The organism is Microbacterium tenebrionis (assembly GCF_903645325.1).
GTDB classification, from domain to species: domain Bacteria; phylum Actinomycetota; class Actinomycetes; order Actinomycetales; family Microbacteriaceae; genus Microbacterium; species Microbacterium tenebrionis.
The window spans coordinates 406,503-424,048 of sequence record NZ_CAHJXQ010000002.1 but is presented as its reverse complement, the minus strand read 5'-3'; the positions used below and the strand labels follow the sequence as shown (position 1 = coordinate 424,048).

At 69.7% G+C, this 17,546-nt stretch carries 13 protein-coding genes and 1 pseudogene; 4 read left to right on the top strand and 10 right to left on the bottom strand.

The annotated features are described in order from the left end of the window. Positions 1–818: pseudogene (locus HWX58_RS05370) on the bottom strand (uracil-DNA glycosylase). After that, complete coding sequence (locus HWX58_RS05365) at positions 706–1,506, bottom strand: SDR family oxidoreductase (RefSeq protein WP_175985976.1); 801 nt, start codon at positions 1,504–1,506, stop codon at positions 706–708. The pseudogene HWX58_RS05370 and the gene HWX58_RS05365 overlap by 113 nt, the downstream one beginning before the upstream one ends. Before the next feature lie 146 nt (positions 1,507–1,652). Here HWX58_RS05365 and HWX58_RS05360 point away from each other — a divergent pair, with 146 nt between their 5' ends. Together HWX58_RS05360 and metX are read left to right on the top strand one after the other, a co-directional pair. Further along, positions 1,653–2,975, top strand: coding sequence for a bifunctional o-acetylhomoserine/o-acetylserine sulfhydrylase (locus HWX58_RS05360; RefSeq protein WP_175985975.1), 1,323 nt, complete (start codon positions 1,653–1,655; stop codon positions 2,973–2,975). Between the two features lie 136 nt (positions 2,976–3,111). Then, a complete protein-coding gene (gene metX / locus HWX58_RS05355; RefSeq protein ID WP_175985974.1) occupies positions 3,112–4,320 on the top strand; it encodes a homoserine O-acetyltransferase MetX in 1,209 nt (402 codons plus the stop codon). Between the two features lies 1 nt (position 4,321). Here the strand turns inward: metX and HWX58_RS05350 are convergent, their stop codons facing one another. The 5 genes from HWX58_RS05350 to HWX58_RS05330 are packed head-to-tail and all read right to left on the bottom strand — an operon-like array spanning position 4,322 to position 8,580. Further along, complete coding sequence (locus HWX58_RS05350; protein ID WP_175985973.1) at positions 4,322–4,948, bottom strand: NUDIX hydrolase; 627 nt, start codon at positions 4,946–4,948, stop codon at positions 4,322–4,324. Positions 4,949–4,957: 9 nt separating this feature from the next. Beyond that, positions 4,958–6,136: an MFS transporter gene (locus HWX58_RS05345; RefSeq protein ID WP_175985972.1), complete on the bottom strand. Its 1,179-nt coding sequence runs from the start codon at positions 6,134–6,136 to the stop codon at positions 4,958–4,960. Between the two features lie 55 nt (positions 6,137–6,191). Next, positions 6,192–6,515: a thiamine-binding protein gene (locus HWX58_RS05340; protein WP_175985971.1), complete on the bottom strand. Its 324-nt coding sequence runs from the start codon at positions 6,513–6,515 to the stop codon at positions 6,192–6,194. A gap of 8 nt (positions 6,516–6,523) precedes the next feature. Then, positions 6,524–7,753: a hypothetical protein gene (locus HWX58_RS05335; protein WP_175985970.1), complete on the bottom strand. Its 1,230-nt coding sequence runs from the start codon at positions 7,751–7,753 to the stop codon at positions 6,524–6,526. After that, positions 7,750–8,580, bottom strand: a complete 831-nt coding sequence (locus HWX58_RS05330; protein ID WP_175985969.1) for an NAD(P)H-hydrate dehydratase — start codon at positions 8,578–8,580, stop codon at positions 7,750–7,752. Before HWX58_RS05330 ends, HWX58_RS05335 begins: the two co-directional genes overlap by 4 nt. Positions 8,581–8,632: 52 nt before the next feature. Here HWX58_RS05330 and HWX58_RS05325 point away from each other — a divergent pair, with 52 nt between their 5' ends. Then, positions 8,633–9,700 (top strand): NADH:flavin oxidoreductase/NADH oxidase, encoded by a 1,068-nt coding sequence (locus tag HWX58_RS05325; RefSeq protein ID WP_175985968.1) that lies wholly within the window; start codon positions 8,633–8,635, stop codon positions 9,698–9,700. Positions 9,701–9,727: 27 nt separating this feature from the next. Here HWX58_RS05325 and HWX58_RS05320 read toward each other — a convergent pair whose 3' ends face one another. From HWX58_RS05320 to guaB1, 3 genes are all read right to left on the bottom strand, one after another. Then, the gene (locus HWX58_RS05320; RefSeq protein ID WP_175985967.1) at positions 9,728–10,789 is read right to left on the bottom strand and encodes a hemolysin family protein; all 1,062 of its coding nucleotides are present in this window, start codon (positions 10,787–10,789) and stop codon (positions 9,728–9,730) included. Further along, positions 10,786–12,105, bottom strand: a complete 1,320-nt coding sequence (locus HWX58_RS05315) for a hemolysin family protein (RefSeq protein ID WP_175985966.1) — start codon at positions 12,103–12,105, stop codon at positions 10,786–10,788. The genes HWX58_RS05320 and HWX58_RS05315 overlap by 4 nt, the downstream gene beginning before the upstream one ends. Positions 12,106–12,236: 131 nt before the next feature. Then, the gene (gene guaB1 / locus HWX58_RS05310) at positions 12,237–13,691 is read right to left on the bottom strand and encodes a GMP reductase (protein ID WP_175985965.1); all 1,455 of its coding nucleotides are present in this window, start codon (positions 13,689–13,691) and stop codon (positions 12,237–12,239) included. A 157-nt stretch (positions 13,692–13,848) separates the two neighbouring features. On the opposite strand from guaB1, the gene HWX58_RS05305 reads away from it, so the two are divergent. Next, positions 13,849–17,535: a multifunctional oxoglutarate decarboxylase/oxoglutarate dehydrogenase thiamine pyrophosphate-binding subunit/dihydrolipoyllysine-residue succinyltransferase subunit gene (locus tag HWX58_RS05305; RefSeq protein WP_175985964.1), complete on the top strand. Its 3,687-nt coding sequence runs from the start codon at positions 13,849–13,851 to the stop codon at positions 17,533–17,535. Positions 17,536–17,546: the final 11 nt, after the last annotated feature.

The following is a 17,546-nucleotide window of genomic DNA, read 5'->3' as shown; positions in this document are numbered from 1 at the left end:
CTATACTTCCCCGTCCACGCGCCAGTCCACAGGCTCCGCGCCCTGCTGCTCGAGGAGCGCATTGGCTCGCGAGAACGGCCTGGAGCCGAAGAAGCCGCGGCGTGCGGACAGCGGCGACGGGTGCGCCGAGGCGATCACAGGCGTCTCGCCGAGAAGCGGCTGGAGGTTCGCGGCATCCCTGCCCCACAGGATCGCCACGAGCGGCCGGTCGCGCGCGACGAGCGCGCGGATCGCGAGTTCGGTGACCTGCTCCCACCCCCAGCCGCGATGGGATGCCGGCGCGCCCGGCCGCACCGTGAGCACGCGGTTCAGCAGCAGCACCCCTGCTCGCTCCACGCGGTGAGGTCGCCGTGCGGCGCCGGCGGGATGCCGAGATCGCTCTCGCGCTCGGCGTAGATGTTCGTCAAGCTGCGCGGCAGGGGGCGCACATCACTGTTCACGGCGAACGACAACCCGATCGGATGTCCGGGCGTCGGATAGGGGTCCTGCCCGGTGATCAGGACCCGAACGTCGGCGAGCGGACGCTGGAAAGCACGCAGGACGTGCGCGCCGTCGGGCAGATATCCGACGCCGCTCGCTTGCTCGGCACGGAGCCTGTCCCCCAGCATCCGGATCGTGTCGGCAGCGGGAGCGAGAGCCTGCGCCCACCCCGCGTCGATCAGTCCCTCATCGACGAGCTGGGTCAGCGGCCGCCCCGGCACCGCCTCAGTCCTCCAGGTCGGGGCGCACGCGCAGCGCACCGCGGGCCAGCAGGTGCTGCGCGGACTGGGCGACGGGCCGCATCGTGATGAGGTCGAGGTTGACGTGCCCCGGAGCATCCAGCGCGTAGCCGATGACGTCCGCGACGTCGCGGGCGGTCAGCGGCGCCTCGACACCGGCGTAGACCGCGTCGGCCGCGACGCGGTCGCCGCCGAGCCGATTCAATGTGAACTCCTCGGTGTGCACGAGCCCCGGCGCGACCTCGACGACGCGGATGGGCTCGCCGTTGAGCTCCTGACGCAGCGCCTTGACGAGCATGGACTCCGCGGCCTTCGCGGCGTTGTAGCCCCCGCCTCCCGGGTAGGCGACCTGCGCCGCGGTCGAGGTCACGAAGACGGCGTCGGCATGCCCGTCGGATGCCGCGGCGCGCCGCAGCATGGGCAGGATGCCGGCGACCAGCCGCTGCGTCGCCAGCACGTTCACGTCGTACATCCACTGCCAGTCCTCGGTGCTGCCGGCCTCGACGCTGTCCGTCCCGCGTGCACCGCCGGCGACCTGCACCAGCGCGTGGACAGGGCCTGCCGCGTCGATCTCGGCGAGCAGTGCGGTCACGGCATCAGGGTCGGTGAGGTCGCACGCGACCGCGGATGCCCCGGTGTCGTCGGCGAGCGCCTGCAGGCGGTCCGCCCGTCGAGCGACGCCGACGACGTCCCAGCCACGATCGCGGAGGTCCCGCACGGTCGCCTCGCCGATGCCCGAGCTCGCGCCCGTCACCACTGCCCGTCTGGTCACTGCCTGTTCAGCCATGCCTCCACCGTACGACTTTTCCGCGCGATCACGCGGATCGTGGATGTTACGTAACATTTCCCGCGCGTTGTCGGGTCTGCGTGCGTTCCGTAGTGTCGCATCAACGGCATCCGCCACTGTTTTCGAACCAGCCGAGGAGGCACACAATGTCCGCACCCGAGACCTGGCGTTTCGAGACCAAGCAGATCCACTCCGGCGCCGCGCCCGACCCCGTCACCAAGGCCCGCGCGACGCCGATCTACCAGACCACCTCGTACGTGTTCGACAACGCCGACCACGCGGCGAACCTGTTCGCGCTCGCCGAATTCGGCAACATCTACACCCGCATCCAGAACCCCACGCAGGACGTCCTCGAGCAGCGCCTCGCGGCGCTCGAGGGCGGTACCGGGGCTCTCGTGCTCTCCAGCGGCCAGGCCGCGTCGACCTTCGCCGTCCTGAACATCGCGCAGGCCGGGGATCACTTCGTCTCGTCGAGCTCGATCTACGGCGGCACGTACAACCTCTTCAAGTACACGCTCGCCAAGCTCGGCGTCGAGGTGACGTTCGTGGAGAACCAGGACGACATCGAGGAGTGGCGCGCCGCCGTCCGCCCGAACACGAAGCTGTTCTTCGCCGAGACGATCGGCAACCCGAAGATCAACGTGCTCGACATCCGCGGCATCGCCGACGTCGCACACGAGAACGGCATCCCGCTGATCGTCGACAACACGATCGCGACGCCCTACCTCATCCGTCCGTTCGAGCACGGCGCCGACATCGTCGTGCACTCCGTCACGAAGTTCCTCGGCGGTCACGGCACCACGATCGGCGGAGCGATCGTCGACGGCGGCACATTCGCCTGGACCGAGCACGCCGAGAAGTTCCCGGAGCTCACTCAGCCCGACCCGTCGTACCACGGCGCCGTCTACACCGCAGCGGTCGGCGACGCTCTCGCGTACATCATCAAGGCGCGCGTGCAGCTGCTGCGCGACCTCGGCTCGGCGATCGCGCCGCAAAGCGCGTGGAACCTCATCCAGGGCATCGAGACGCTGTCGCTGCGCATCGAGCGCCACGTGCAGAACGCGCAGGAGATCGCGGAGTGGCTCGAGAACCACGCCGACGTCGCCTCGGTCAACTACTCGGGCCTGCCCTCGTCGCCGTGGTACGCCAAGGCGAACGAGTACGCGCCCAAGGGCGTCGGCGCCGTGCTGTCGTTCGAGCTCAAGGGCGGCGTGGAGGCCGGTCGCGAGTTCGTGAACTCGCTGTCGCTGTTCAGCCACCTGGCCAACATCGGCGACGTGCGCTCGCTCGTGATCCACCCGGCATCCACGACGCACTCCCAGCTCACGCCCGAGCAGCAGCTCACCTCGGGCGTCACCCCCGGCCTCGTCCGCCTGTCGGTGGGCCTCGAGAACATCGACGACCTCAAGGCCGACCTCGAGGGCGCCCTGGCCGCCGCTCGCCGTGTCTCGGAGGCCGCCCGCGCCTGAGCATCCACTCGCAGAAACGCACGAATCTCGCAGACTTTCTCTTGAACTCTGCGAGATTCGTGCGTTTCTGCGTTTTCCGCCCGCGGGCACGCGTAACGTTCGCCCGCGGGCGGGCACAAGCCGAGAGAATGGATGCATGGACTGGCAGAGCACGTCGGAGGACACGGTGCCGTCGGCGCGCGTCACCGACGACGACGCCCGTCTCCTGCGAGCCCGCCCGCCGGTCACCGGCGCCTGGCGCGACGGCGACCCCGTCGGCGAGCGGCGCTTCGCGGCATTCGGCGCCTTCCGCACCGAGAGCGGGCAGGAGCTTCCCTGCATCCGCGTCGCCTACGAGTCGTGGGGCGAGCTCAACGCCGCCCGCGACAACGCGATCCTCGTGCTGCACGCGCTCACCGGCGACAGTCACGTCCGCGGCGACGCAGGGCCGGGGCATCCCACCGACGGCTGGTGGCAGGACATCGTCGGACCAGGCGCGCCGCTGGACACCGACCGCTGGTTCGTCATCGCCCCGAACATGCTCGGCGGATGCCAGGGCTCGACCGGGCCGGCCAGCGTCGCCCCCGACGGCTACGAGTGGGCCTCCCGCTTCCCGTACCTGACGATCCGGGACCAGGTCGCAGCGCAGGTCCGGCTCGCCGATGCGCTCGGCATCGATCGCTGGGCGGCCGTCGTCGGCGGCTCCATGGGCGGGATGCACGCCCTGGAGTGGGGTGTCGCGCACCCCGAGCGCGTCGCGCGGCTCGCCGTGCTCTCCTCTCCCCCGGTGAACACCGCCGACCAGATCGCGTTGAACTCCGTGCAGCTCGAGGCCATCCGCATCGACCCGCGCTTCCAGGGCGGCGAGTACTACGACCAGAGCACGGGCGAGGGCCCGCACCGCGGTCTCGCGCTCGCTCGCCGCATGGCGCTGCTCAACTACCGCAGTCCGATCGAGTTGAACCAGCGCTTCCAGCGCTCGTGGCAGTCCGAGGTCTCTCCTCTCGGCAGAGGCGGCCGGTTCGCCGTCGAGTCCTACCTCGACTTCCACGGCAACAAGTTCACCCGCCGCTTCGACGCCAACAGCTACCTGACGCTCGTCGAGGCGATGAACTCGCACGATGTCGGCCGCGGTCGCGGCGGTGTCGAGAGCGCACTGCAGTCGGTCACAGCGACCACGCTGGTCCTCGGCATCGACACCGACCGGCTGTTCCCCGTCGACGGTCAGCACCGCATCGCGCGGAGCATCCCGAACACGCTCGACGGCAATGAGGCGGTCGTCCTCACCAGCGATTTCGGACACGACGGCTTCCTCATCGAGACGGACGCCGTGGGTCGTCAGCTCCGACGCCTGCTCACCGCCTGAATCAGTCGCGGGTGTGGATCCAGGGCAAGGACGACGTGTCCAGCCGGTGACGCCCCGTGCCGCCCGCCGGATGCTCCGCATCCCCCTCCCACACGAAGACGCCTCCGCCCAGCAGCACAGTCGTGTAGCGCTCCGGTGCGGATGCCGCGGCGACCGCCTCGTCGACGGAGGATCGAGCCGCAAGCCAGCGCAACGTGATCCAGGTCGGCGGGTAGAGCACCATGTCGCCGTCGGCGTGACGTCGGAGGGCGTCGGCGGGGGCGATCCACTGCACGTCGACCACCTCGTCGGGTGCGGCGCGCACGGCGGTATCCGGGGCCTGGGCGAGGAAGAACCACGTCCGCACCCGTTTGGGCGCCTCGACGGGCGGCACCCAGCACGACAGCGCTGTGAGGCGCTCCGGCCGGACGCCGACCTCCTCCTCGCACTCCCTGGCGGCCGCGCGCTCCGCGGTCTGCACCTCGGTCGCGGCGCCTGCGGCATCGGCCTCCTCGGTCACGCCGCCGGGGAACACCCAGGCGCCGGCGAAGGACCCGCGTTCAGGACGCCGTATGAGGAGCGTCTGGAGTCCCGCTTCCGTCGACCGCAGCAGTACGGTCGTGCCGCCGACGAGCAGGGTCTCATCCATGCCGCCAGCCTACGCGGCCACAGCCACCCGCTCGGCGCGATAGGCGATGGTCAGGATGCCGAGGCCGATGAGCGCGAGAACCGCTCCCGTCCACGCCGGGGCGGTGAAGCCCCAGCCCAGCCCGATGACCGTTCCGCCCAGGAAGGCACCGAGACTGTTGCCGATGTTGAGAGCGGAATGGTTCATCGCCGCTGCGATCGACTGGTTGTCGCCGGCGACGTCCATGAGGCGGGTCTGGATCGCCGGGCTCAGCACCGACGACACCAGGCCCACCCCGAACGCGAGCACGGCGAGCACCACGATCTGGAACGACAGCAGCGCCAGCAGCACGAGCACGACCACCATGGCGCCCATGCCGAAGATGAGCGTCCGCCGAAGATCCCGGTCGGCCATGTAGCCGCCGAGCAGGTTGCCGACCGTCATGCCGAGACCGACGATCACGAGCACGATCGGCACCGCCCACTCCGGTGAGCCGGCGACGTCCGTGACGAGCGGGGCTATGAAGCTGTACACGGCGAAGAAGCCGCCGAAGCCGATCGCCCCGATCCCCAGCGTCAGCCAGACCTGTCCGACCCGGAACACGCCGAGCTCGGAGCGCAGGGTGCGTCCCGGCTCGCCCGGATGCTTCGGAACGAACGCGGCGATGCTGACTGCGGCGAGCGCGAAGACCACGGCCACGACGAGGAACGCCGTCCGCCAACCCCACTGCTGGCCGAGGAAGGTGCCCAGCGGCACTCCGACGACATTCGCGACGGTGAGCCCGGTGAGGATGAACGCGACGCCCTGCGCGCGCTTCCCCGGGCCGAGGACATCGGCGGCGACGAGCGCCCCGATGCCGAAGTAGGCGCCGTGCGGAAGACCGGCGAGCAGTCGCGAGGCGCCGACGAGCCCGAAGGTGGGCATGAAGACGGTGAGGGCGTTGAACACGGTCAGGGCGATGGCGAGACCGAGCATGACGCGATGCCGCGGGAACCGCGCGACCATCCCCGCGATCGTCGGGGCACCGATGACCACGCCGAGCGCGTAGAGCGAGATGAGGATACCGGTCTGCCCGATGGCCTCCTCGTGGGACACGGCCCACTGCGCCGGCAGCAGGTCCTGTGCGATGTTCGGCAGGAGCCCCATGACGACGAACTCGGTCATGCCGATGCCGAAGGAGCCGATGGCGAGAGAGAGGAGCGCCATCATCGCCGAACCCCTCGAAACAGTCGAGGAGTGAGTCACCAGCCCATCGTACCGGCGGTCAGGAGGGCGAGTCCTCGCGCTCGGAGATCGCGGCCTCGAGCCGGTCGACCTTCGCGTCGAGCTCACCGGAGTACCCGGGTCGGATGTCGGCCTTGAGCACGAGCGAGACCCGCGAGCCGAACGGCATGACCGCTTCGGTGGCGCGCTTGACGACGTCCATCACGGTGTCCCAGTCCGGGCCCTCGATCTCGGTGAACATGCTGGTGGTCCGGTGCGGGAGCCCGGAGGCCCGGATGACCGCGACCGCTGCGGCGACCGCGTCGTGCACGGAGGCATCGGCGCTGCCGGTGCCGGACGGGGCGACGGAGAAGGCGATGAGCATGGTGGACCTCAGTTTCTCTGCGGGGACGATCCCCGGGTGGACGGAACGCGGATCAGTGCACGCACGGCGACGATCAGCAGGACGATGACGAGCGCGTTGCGGAGGGTGAGCAGGAGGATCGGGACGGTCTCAGCCGCCAGAAGACCGGCGTACGTCAGCGGGTAGACGAGGAACGTCAGCGCGCTGATCGCGAGCGCGAGCCCGGCGGGCAGACCCGAATGAGTCCGGTCGAGCAGGATCCACAGGATGATCGGCGCGATCAGCCAGGTCTGGAACTGCGGTGAGCCGACCTTGTTCGTCACGATGAGCACCGTCACGATCGTGAGCGCGAGGGGTGGGAACAGTCTCGGGAAGGATGCTCCGCGCACGGCCTTGATCGTCCCGTACACGGCCGCTCCTGCTGCGGCGAGCGCCATGAGCGGGGTCAGAAGCGCCGCCACGATCTCGACGCCGGGCGCCCCGATCTGGAAGGTGAGGATCTCGTAGCTGTAGTCGATGGATGCCGCTCCCGCCGTCGCCAGCCACAGGAACGGAGTCGCCGCGACCGCTTCGATCTGCAGCCCCCTGCCGGTCTGCTCGAAGACGAACCCGAACAGGTGGCGGTCCGCTCCGAGGACGAACAGGACCACGATGATCCCGGCGATGACGGCGAGGATGGCGAGCAGCATCCGCATCCGAGCCTTCGCCGCGACCACGGCCGCGACGACGAGCGCACCGGGCCAGATCTTGATCCAGGCGGCGAATGTCAGGATCGCGGCGGCGACGGCAGGGCGCTTCACGAGCCAGCATCCGCCGATCACGGCCAGGGGCACGGTGATCGCGTCGATGCGGTACATCGCGATCGGCCCGAGCAGCACGAGGGCAGTGGTCCAGAACCAGCCGGCCGAACGCCGCGCCGCCGTACCGGTCCGGCCGACGAGCACCCCGAAGCCGACCGCATCGACCGCGGTCACGAGCACGGCCCAGCCGATCAGGTAGGCGCCGGTCGTGCCGACGACGCCGTTCAGCGGCCACGCGATCAGCTGCGTGAGGAGCATCGGCAGCAGGGCCGGCTGCGGATACACCCCCGACTCCGTGATCCCGACGATCGGGCCCCCGCTGAGCGCCGCCGACGACCACGGCTGGTAGACGAGGACGACATCGCCCATCGGCTGGGTGGGAAGCCCCCAGCCGAGCCACGCGATGAGCACGTGCGCGGCGAGGAAGGCGGCCCATGCGGCCGCGACGCGCGCTTTCACGACAGCAGGTCCCCGATCGCGGTCGGCACGTGCTCGGCGACGTCCAGGGCGACGATCGGGCGCCCGGGTCGACCTCCGGTGCGCCCGGCGGCCAGGGTCGCGGCGTAGCCGTGCAACCAGGCGCCGGATGCCGCGACCTCGGCGAGCGGTGCGGTCGGATTCGCAGCGACGAGAGCGCCGAGGACGCCGGCGAGCACGTCGCCTGCTCCGGCCGTGGCCAGCCAGGATGGCGCCGACGCCGTCGAGAGGACGACGCCGTCGGGGCCGGCGATGAGCGTGGTCGCGCCCTTGAGCAGGACGACGGCGTCCAGGAGCGCGGCGACCTCGACGGCTTGGGCGGCGCGGTCGCCGTCGGGCTGCAGACGCAGTGTCTGGCGCAGCCGGGCGAATTCGCCGGCGTGCGGGGTGATGATCTTCGGGGCACGGCTGCGCGCGGCGAGCTCCAGTGCGCCGGCATCGACGATCACGGGAGCGTCGCTGTTCAGGATGCTCCGCAGTGCTGCTTCCTCCTCGGGAGCACGGTCCTGAGCGGACGTGCCGGACCCGATGACCCAGGCGTCCACCCGCGTCGCCCCGACCTCGCGACCGGTCACGGTCTCCGGGCGCCGGGCGATCACGGCATCCGCGGCGCGGCCGTCTCCGACGAAGCGCACGAATCCCGCTCCTGTGCGCCAGGCGGCCTCGACGCCGAGCACCGCCGCACCCGGATACGCGTCCGAGCCGGTGCGCAGGGCGACGACGCCCCGTGAATACTTGTCGTCGGCTGCGGTCGGCACGCGCAGATGCGTCACGGTGTCCGCACGGGACCATTCGCGTACGTCGACCATGGGTTCCACGCTATCGCGCCGACCCCGGCCGCTGCGGCACTACGGTCGAAGAGTGACTCTCCTGTTCTCCCCTCTCAGCATCCGCTCCGTGACCTTCCGCAACCGACTGTGGGTGTCGCCCATGTGCATGTACAGCGCCGTCGACGGCGTCGTGCAGGAGTGGCACCACACGCATCTCGCGCAATTCGCGTCCGGCGGCGCCGGCCTCATCGTCGCCGAGGCGACCGCGGTCGTACCGGAGGGCCGCATCTCCCCGCGCGACGCCGGGATCTGGACCGATGAGCAGCGCGACGCCTGGGCGCCGATCGTCCAAGCGATCCACGACCGCGGCGGCGTCGCCGGCGTCCAGCTCGCGCACGCCGGGCGCAAGGCGTCGACGTGGTGGCCGTGGGCGGACGAGCGCGGGTCGGTTCCCGCGAGCGAGGGCGGCTGGCAGACGGTCGCGCCGTCCGCCATCGCTTTCGACGGCTTCGCGGAACCGGTCGCGCTGGATGCCGCAGGCATCGAACGCGTCGTCGCGGGCTTCGCGTCGGCGGCGAGACGCGCAGTGGATGCCGGGTTCGACGTTCTCGAGCTGCACGGTGCACACGGATACCTGCTGCACCAGTTCCTCTCGCCGCTGTCGAACCTGCGCACCGACGAGTATGGCGGCACGCTGGAGAACAGGGCGCGGCTGCTGCTGCGCGTGCTCGACGCGGTGCGCGAGACAGCCGGCGACGCGGTGCCCGTCTTCGTGCGGATCTCGGCGACCGACCATGCCGATGGCGGCTTCACCCCCGACGAGGCCGCGCAGGTCTCGGACTGGGCGATCGCCCGCGGCGCCGACCTGATCGACGTCTCCAGCGGCGGACTCGTCGCGCATCAGCGCATCGACGTGCACCCCGGTTACCAGGTGCCGCTGGCGGCGACGGTCCGGCAGAGCGGGAGGATCCCGGTCAGCGCCGTCGGGCTGATCACGGCGGCCGAACAGGCCGAGCAGGTGCTCGCGAGCGGTTCGGCGGATGCCGTCTTCGCCGGCCGCGAGTGGTTGCGCGATCCGCACTTCGGCCTTCGTGCCGCGCATGAGCTCGGCGCCGAGACCACCTGGCCGCCGCAGTACCTGCGCGCTCGCTGGCGCTGATCCTGCGGCGGCCTGGCGGCCGATGAGCTAGCGGCCGTGCACCCGCCGCGTCGCATCCTGCACTTCCCCGACGAGCTCTTCGATGATGTCCTCGAGGAAGAGCACCGCGGTCGTCTCACCCTGAGCGTTGCGCACCTTCGCCAGGTGCCGTCCCGCACGGCGCATGATCGCGAGGGCGTCCTCGAGATCGGTGTCCTCCTGCACGGGCACCATGTGGTGGATGCGCTTGGACGGGATCGGGGCCGCCGCCTTCGACGCGGCATCCTCCCCCTCCGAGGCCCGGAGGATGTCCTTGAGGTGCACGTACCCGATCGGGGCGCCATCGTCGTCCACGATCACGTAGCGCGAGAAGCCGTACCGGGCGACCGCGCGCTCGATGTCGTCGGGCGTCGTCGTCTGCGGCAGGGTGACGAGGTCGCCGAGTCCGACTGCGACGTCGCGCGCCTTCTTGTCGGTGAACTCGACCGCGTTGGCCACCGCGCCCGAGGCGTCGGCGAGCACGCCCTCACGGCGCGACTGGTCGACGATCGTCGCGACCTCGTCGATCGTGAAGGTCGATGCCGCCTCGTTCTTCGGCTCGACGCGGAACAGGCGCAGCACGGCGTTGGCTGCGGCGTTGAGCAACCAGATGACGGGGTGGAACACCTTCGAGATCCACACCAGCGGAGGTGCGAGCATGAGCACGGCCCGGTCCGGCACCGAGAACGCGAGGTTCTTCGGGACCATCTCGCCGAACACGACGTGCAGGTACGAGACCAGCACCAGCGCGATCACGAAGCCGGTGATATCGACGACGGGCTCGGCCCACCCGAGGGCGTGCATCGGCACGGCCAGCAGATGGTGGATGGCGGGCTCTGAGACGTTCAGGATCAGCAGCGAGCAGATCGTGATGCCCAGCTGCGAGGTGGCGAGCATGAGCGTCGCGTGCTCCATCGCGAACAGCGCTGTCTTCGCCGCACGGGAGCCCCGTTCCGCACGCGGCTCGATCTGCGATCGGCGCGCTGAGATCACGGCGAACTCTGCCCCGACGAAGAAGGCGTTCGCGACGAGCAGGATCACGAGCCAGACGATTCCCATCCAGTCGCTCATCGTGTCACCTCCTCACTCGCGGCATCGACCGGCTCCGGCGTGTACCGGATGCGATCGACACGACGGCCGTCCATGCGCACGACCTGGAGGACGCCGGAGTCGAGGGCGACCTCGTCGCCCGTGGACGGCACGCGCTCGAGCACGCTCATGATGTATCCGCCGACGGTGTCGTACACATCGCCCTCCGGCACGTCGATGCCCGTCCTGTTCTTGAGTTCATCCGGACGCAGCTCGCCGGGGAACGTGATGGAGTCGCGTCCGCGGACGACGCCGGCACGGCTGCGGTCGTGCTCGTCGGAGACCTCGCCGACGATCTCCTCCACGAGATCCTCGAGGGTCACGATGCCCGCGGTGCCGCCGTACTCGTCGACGACGATCGCGAGCTGATATCCCTTGGCGCGCAGCTCCGAGATGAGCACGTCGAGGTGCAGCGTCTCGGGCACACGCAGCGGCTCGGTCGACAGCGCCCCGACGGGCACCTCGCTGCGACGCTCGCGCGGCACGGAGACGGCGGCCTTCAGATGCACGACGCCCGTGATGTCGTCGAGATCGTCCTCGTAGACGGGGAAGCGGCTGTGGCCGGTGCGGCGGGCGAGCTGGATGACATCCTCCGCCGAGTCGCTCGCGGCGATCGCGTGCATGCTCGGGCGGGGCGTCATGACGTCGGCGGCCGACAGGCGGGCGAAGGTCAGGCTGCGGTCGAGCAGGGTCGCGGTGTCGGCCTCGAGCACGCCCGCGCTGGCGGAGCGGCGCACGAGCGACGAGAGCTCCTCGGCCGTACGGGCTCCGGAGAGCTCCTCCTTGGGCTCGATGCCCATCGAGCGCAGGATGCCGTTGGCGCTTCCGTTGAGGAGCAGGATCGCGGGCTTGAATACCGTGGTGAAGGCCACTTGGAACGGCACCACGAGCTTCGCCGTCTGACGCGGGATCGCGAGGGCGAAGTTCTTCGGGACGAGTTCGCCGAGGATCATCGACAGCACGGTGGCGACGAGCATCGCCACGACCGTGGCGATCGGAGCGACGACGGCTTCAGCGATCCCCCAACCGGTCAGCACCGGCCGCAGCAGGTTCGACAGCGCCGGTTCCATCGTGTAGCCGGTCAGCAGCGTGGTCAGTGTGATGCCGAGCTGCGCGGACGAGAGGTGGGTGGAGGTGTGCTTGAGCGCGCTGATCGTCAACGACAGCCGTGATTCGCCGCGCGCCTGCCTCGCCTCGAGCTCAGCGCGGTCCAGGTTGACGAGCGCGAACTCGCTGGCGACGAACAGACCCGTCCCCACCGTGAGCAGGAGCCCCACGCCCAGCATGACGTAATCCATCAGACGCTCCCCTCCTCGGAGTGCAAGCGCGGGCAGTGGGGCGAGGTACTACAACTGGGAGGGTCGTCCATGATGGAAAGATTCTAGCGAGTCGCTCGCCGCGCCTGCGTTGATTCCGCTGTGAATCCCGGTCACCAGCTGACCGGCAGAGCCTTGCCCTCCTCGTAGCCCGCCGCCGACTGCCGTCCCACCAGGGCGCGGTCATGGAACTCGGGCACGGATGAGGCCCCGGCGTAGGTGAACGACGAGCGCACACCCGAGGTGATCATGTCGAGCAGGTCCTCGACGCCCGGCCGCAGCGGGTCGAGGTAGATCCTCGAAGAGGAGATCCCCTCGGCGAACAGTTCCTTGCGCGCCCGCTCGTAGGCGTCGAGGCGGCCGAAGCGCGCCTGCACGGCCTTGGTCGAGGCCATGCCCCACGATTCCTTGTAGACCCGTCCATCGGCATCCGCCTGCAGGCGCCCCGGCGCCTCGATCGTGCCGGCGAACCACGAGCCGATCATGACGGACGCGGCGCCCGCGGCGAGCGCGAGCGCCACATCCCGCGGATAGCGCACGCCGCCGTCGGCCCACACGTGCGCGCCGCTCGCCTTCGCCGCCTCGGCGGTCTCGAGCACCGCGGAGAACTGCGGGCGCCCCACCGCCGTCATCATGCGGGTCGTGCACATGGCGCCGGGTCCGACCCCGACCTTGAGGATCGACGCGCCTGCGTCGACGAGGTCGTTCGCACCGTCGGCCGTGACGATGTTGCCGGCCACGAGCGGGATGCCGAGGTTCAACGACGACACGGTGGCGAGGGCGCGCAGCATGCCCTCCTGATGTCCGTGCGCCGTGTCGATCACGAGTACGTCGACTCCGGCGGCCGCCAGGGCCCGCGCCTTCTCCGCGACGTCGCCGTTGATACCCACCGCGGCGGCGACCGCGAGGCGGCCGTCCGCATCGACCGCGGGCCCGTAGAGAGTGGAGCGCAGCGCACTGCGCGCGCTGAGCGTGCCGACGAGGTGACCGTGATCGATGATCGTGACGAGGTCCGCGCCGGTCTCGGTGATGACGTCGAAGGCGGCGCGGGCGTCGCCGACGTCCGCGGCCTCGAGCGCCGGACTGCCGGTGTGCACGAGGTCGCCCAGCTGCGCATCGGGAAGCGCGGTCGCCAGGCGCGTGGCCGGCAGGATGCCGCGCACGGCCGATGCCTCGATCCGCCCGGCGCCCTCGGCCACGACGAGACCGTGCCCACTCACCGGCGGGATCAGCTCCAGCGCGTCGGCCACCGTCGCGGACGGCGACAGCACGAGCGGGGTGTCCCAGGCCACCGGCTGCGCCTTGACCTCGCGGATCGCCGCATCGAGCTCCTGCAGGGGCATGTCCTGGGGCAGGACGCCGAGACCGCCTCGACGGGCCAGTACGGCGGCGAGCCTCGGGCCGGTCACCGAATTCATGTTCGATGCGACGAGCGGGATCGTCGCGGGGGTGCCGTCCTGCGGAGCGAGATCGACCTCGAGACGGCTCGTGATGCCCGAGCGGCTCGGCACGAGGAAGACGTCCGAATACGTCAGATCGACGGCGGGCTGCTCTGTGACGAACTTCATATCTCCACGGTAGCTTTTCCCGCTCCTCCGCGGTGCGTCACGAGGGGTGCCGGGGTGGAGGAACACGTTAGGCTAGAGGGCAGGATGCGCGGACCCGGGAGCCTCCCGAACTCGCGTGCACACACAGATCTTCAGCGATGAAAGAGGGCGATAGCGCGTGGCGAACCAGGTGACCGGCGTCGGGGGTTCGGACGACGGAGATTTCGGCGCCACTTCGTGGCTCGTCGACGAACTCTTCGAGCAGTTCAAGACCGATCGCAACTCCGTCGACAAGGAGTGGTGGCCGATCCTCGAGAACTACTCCCCTGATGCCGCATCCGCAGCTCCTGCATCCCCCGCGACGAGCCAGGCGAACGAGCAGCACCCCGTCACCGCGCCGATCCCCGTGATCGGGACGCAGCCGGTGGCCAGGACCACCGCCAAGCCGGCGAAGCAGGCTCCCATCCCCGCTCAGGCGCCGAAGCCCGAGCCGAAGGCGAAGCCGGCCGACGAGACGGCCGAGGACGAGGACAAGGTCACCGTCCTGCGCGGCATGCCCAAGACCCTCGCGGCCAACATGGATCAGTCGCTCACGGTTCCCACCGCGACCAGCGTGCGCACGATCCCGGCGAAGCTGATGATCGACAACCGCATCGTCATCAACAACCACATGGCGCGCTCGCGCGGCGGCAAGGTCAGCTTCACGCACCTGATCGGCTGGGCTCTGATCCAGACGCTCAAGGAGTTCCCCAGCCAGAACGTGTTCTACGCCGAGATCGACGGCAAGCCCTCCGTCGTCGCCCCAGCACACATCAACTTCGGCATCGCGATCGACCTGCCCAAGCCCGACGGCACTCGTGCGCTCATGGTGCCCAGCATCAAGCACGCGGACACCCTGACGTTCACCGAGTACCTCGCCGCGTACGAAGACCTCGTCACCCGCGCCCGCGGCAATAAGCTGACCGCCGCCGACTTCGCCGGCACCACGGTCTCGCTGACCAACCCGGGCGGGATCGGGACCGTGCACTCGGTGCCGCGTCTGATGAAGGGCCAGGGCTGCATCATCGGCGCCGGCGCCCTCGAGTACCCGGCCGAGTTCCAGGGCTCAAGCGAGAAGACGCTCGCCGAGCTCGGGATCGGCAAGACCATCACGCTCACGAGCACGTACGACCACCGCGTCATCCAGGGCGCGGGCTCGGGCGAGTTCCTCAAGAAGGTGCACGAGCTGCTCATCGGGCAGCGCGGCTTCTACGACGACGTCTTCGCGGCCCTGCGCATCCCGTACGCGCCGATCCGCTGGAACGCCGACATCGCCGTCGACCTCGCCGAGCGCGTCGACAAGCAGTCCCGCGTGCAGGAGCTCATCAACTCCTACCGCGTCCGCGGCCACCTCATGGCCGACATCGACCCGCTCGAGTACGTCCAGCGCTCGCACCCCGACCTCGAGATCGAGAACCACGGGCTGACGTTCTGGGACCTCGACCGCGAGTTCGTCACCGGCGGCTTCGGCGGCAAGCGCGTCATGAAGCTGCGCGACATCCTCGGCGTGCTGCGCGACTCGTACTGCCGCACGCTCGGCATCGAGTACATGCACATCCAGGACCCGGAGCAGCGCCGCTGGTTCCAGGAGAAGGTCGAGGTCAAGTACCAGAAGCCGGGCCACGACGAGCAGCTGCGGGTCCTCCGCAAGCTCAACGAGGCCGAGGCGTTCGAGACGTTCCTGCAGACGAAGTTCGTCGGGCAGAAGCGGTTCTCGCTCGAGGGCGGCGAGTCGCTGATTCCTCTGCTGGACGAGATCCTCCAGGGCGCGGCCACCGCAGGCCTCGACGGCGCGGCGATCGGCATGGCCCACCGCGGTCGGCTGAACGTGCTCACGAACATCGCCGGCAAGACGTACGGTCAGGTGTTCCGCGAGTTCGAGGGCACGCAGATGCCCGGCAACCAGCGTGGCTCGGGAGATGTGAAGTATCACCTCGGCACCGCGGGCACGTTCGTCGCCGATGACCGGTCTGAGCTGCCCGTGTACCTGGCCGCGAACCCGTCGCACCTCGAGACCGTCGACGGCGTGCTCGAGGGCATCGTCCGCGCCAAGCAGGACCGCAAGCCCATCGGCACGTTCTCGTGGCTGCCGATCCTCGTGCACGGCGACGCGGCCTTCGCCGGCCAGGGCGTCGTCGTCGAGACCCTGCAGATGTCGCAGCTTCGCGGCTACCGCACCGGCGGAACGATCCACGTGGTCGTCAACAACCAGGTGGGCTTCACCACGACGCCGACGGATGCGCGCACCTCGGTGTACGCGACCGATGTCGCGAAGACCATCCAGGCCCCGATCTTCCACGTGAACGGCGACGACCCCGAGTCGGTGATCCACGTTGCGCAGCTCGCGTTCGAGTACCGCGAGCGGTTCAACCGCGACGTCGTGATCGACCTCGTCTGCTACCGCCGACGCGGTCACAACGAGGGCGACGACCCGTCGATGACGCAGCCGCTCATGACCGACCTGATCCAGGCCAAGCGCTCGGTGCGCAAGCTGTACACCGAGGCCCTCGTCGGTCGCGGCGACATCACCGAAGAGGAGTACGAGCAGGCCAAGGAGGACTTCCAGAACCGCCTGGAGATCGCCTTCGCCGAGACGCACGCCGCCGAGACCGGCGCAACGCCGATCGCACCGGAGGTCTCGCCGGTCGACGAGGTCGTCGGCGCACCGGACGTCACCGGGATCTCGAACGAGATCGTGTCGCTCATCGGCGAGGCCTTCGGCAACAAGCCCGAAGGCTTCACCGTGCACCCGAAGATCCAGCAGCTGCTGGACAAGCGGGTCGAGATGGCCAAGACCGGCAACATCGACTGGGGCTTCGGCGAACTCCTCGCGTTCGGATCGCTGCTCGTCGAAGGAACCACGGTGCGCCTGGCCGGCCAGGATTCGCGCCGCGGCACGTTCGTGCAGCGGCACGCCGTGATGCACGACCGCACGAACGGCCAGGAGTGGCTGCCGTTGGCGAATCTCTCCGACAACCAGGGCCGCTTCTTCATCTACGACTCACTGCTGAGCGAGTACGCCGCGGTGGGGTACGAGTACGGCTACTCGGTCGAGGCGCCCGAAGCGCTCGTGCTGTGGGAGGCGCAGTTCGGCGACTTCGCCAACACCGCTCAGGCCGTCATCGACGAGTACGTCTCATCGGCCGAGCAGAAGTGGGGCCAGCAGTCCGGCGTCACCCTCCTCCTCCCCCACGGCTACGAAGGTCAGGGCCCTGACCACTCCTCCGCGCGCATCGAGCGCTTCCTGCAGCTGTGCGCGCAGGAGAACATGGTCGTCGCTCGCCCCTCGACTCCTGCCTCGCACTTCCACCTGCTGCGCCGGCAGGCGTACGCACGCCCGCGCAAGCCGCTGATCGTCTTCACCCCGAAGGCGATGCTGCGTCTGCGCGGCGCGACCAGCAGCGTCGAGGACTTCACCAGCGGCCGCTTCGAGCCCCTGCTGGACGACCACCGTCAGCTGAACAAGGACGCCGTCAAGCGCGTGCTCGTGCACTCGGGCAAAATCCACTGGGACCTGCGCAGCGAGCTCGAGAAGAACCCCGACGACCGGGTCGCCCTGGTGCGCCTCGAGCAGCTCTACCCCACGCCGCTGGACGGGCTCAGGCAGATCACCGATTCGTACCCGAACGCCGAACTGGTGTGGGTCCAGGACGAGCCCGAGAACCAGGGTGCCTGGCCGTTCCTGGCCCTCGAGTTCGACAAGGTGCGCGAGCGTGGGTTCCGCGTCATCTCGCGTGCCGCCTCGGCATCACCTGCGACGGGTTCGTCGAAGGTGCACGCGGCCGAGCAGGCGGAGATCCTGCGCCGCGCGTTGACCCTGGACTGACCGCTGCGGCG

Bases quoted from the DNA above. Each gene is read 5' to 3' on its own strand.
- HWX58_RS05365 (WP_175985976.1), bottom strand. From the start codon at position 1,506: ATGGCTGAACAGGCAGTGACCAGACGGGCAGTGGTGACGGGCGCGAGC.
- HWX58_RS05360 (WP_175985975.1), top strand. From the start codon at position 1,653: ATGTCCGCACCCGAGACCTGGCGTTTCGAGACCAAGCAGATCCACTCC.
- metX (WP_175985974.1), top strand. From the start codon at position 3,112: ATGGACTGGCAGAGCACGTCGGAGGACACGGTGCCGTCGGCGCGCGTC.
- HWX58_RS05350 (WP_175985973.1), bottom strand. From the start codon at position 4,948: ATGGATGAGACCCTGCTCGTCGGCGGCACGACCGTACTGCTGCGGTCG.
- HWX58_RS05345 (WP_175985972.1), bottom strand. From the start codon at position 6,136: ATGATGGCGCTCCTCTCTCTCGCCATCGGCTCCTTCGGCATCGGCATG.
- HWX58_RS05340 (WP_175985971.1), bottom strand. From the start codon at position 6,515: ATGCTCATCGCCTTCTCCGTCGCCCCGTCCGGCACCGGCAGCGCCGAT.
- HWX58_RS05330 (WP_175985969.1), bottom strand. From the start codon at position 8,580: ATGGTCGACGTACGCGAATGGTCCCGTGCGGACACCGTGACGCATCTG.
- HWX58_RS05320 (WP_175985967.1), bottom strand. From the start codon at position 10,789: ATGAGCGACTGGATGGGAATCGTCTGGCTCGTGATCCTGCTCGTCGCG.
- HWX58_RS05315 (WP_175985966.1), bottom strand. From the start codon at position 12,105: ATGGATTACGTCATGCTGGGCGTGGGGCTCCTGCTCACGGTGGGGACG.
- guaB1 (WP_175985965.1), bottom strand. From the start codon at position 13,691: ATGAAGTTCGTCACAGAGCAGCCCGCCGTCGATCTGACGTATTCGGAC.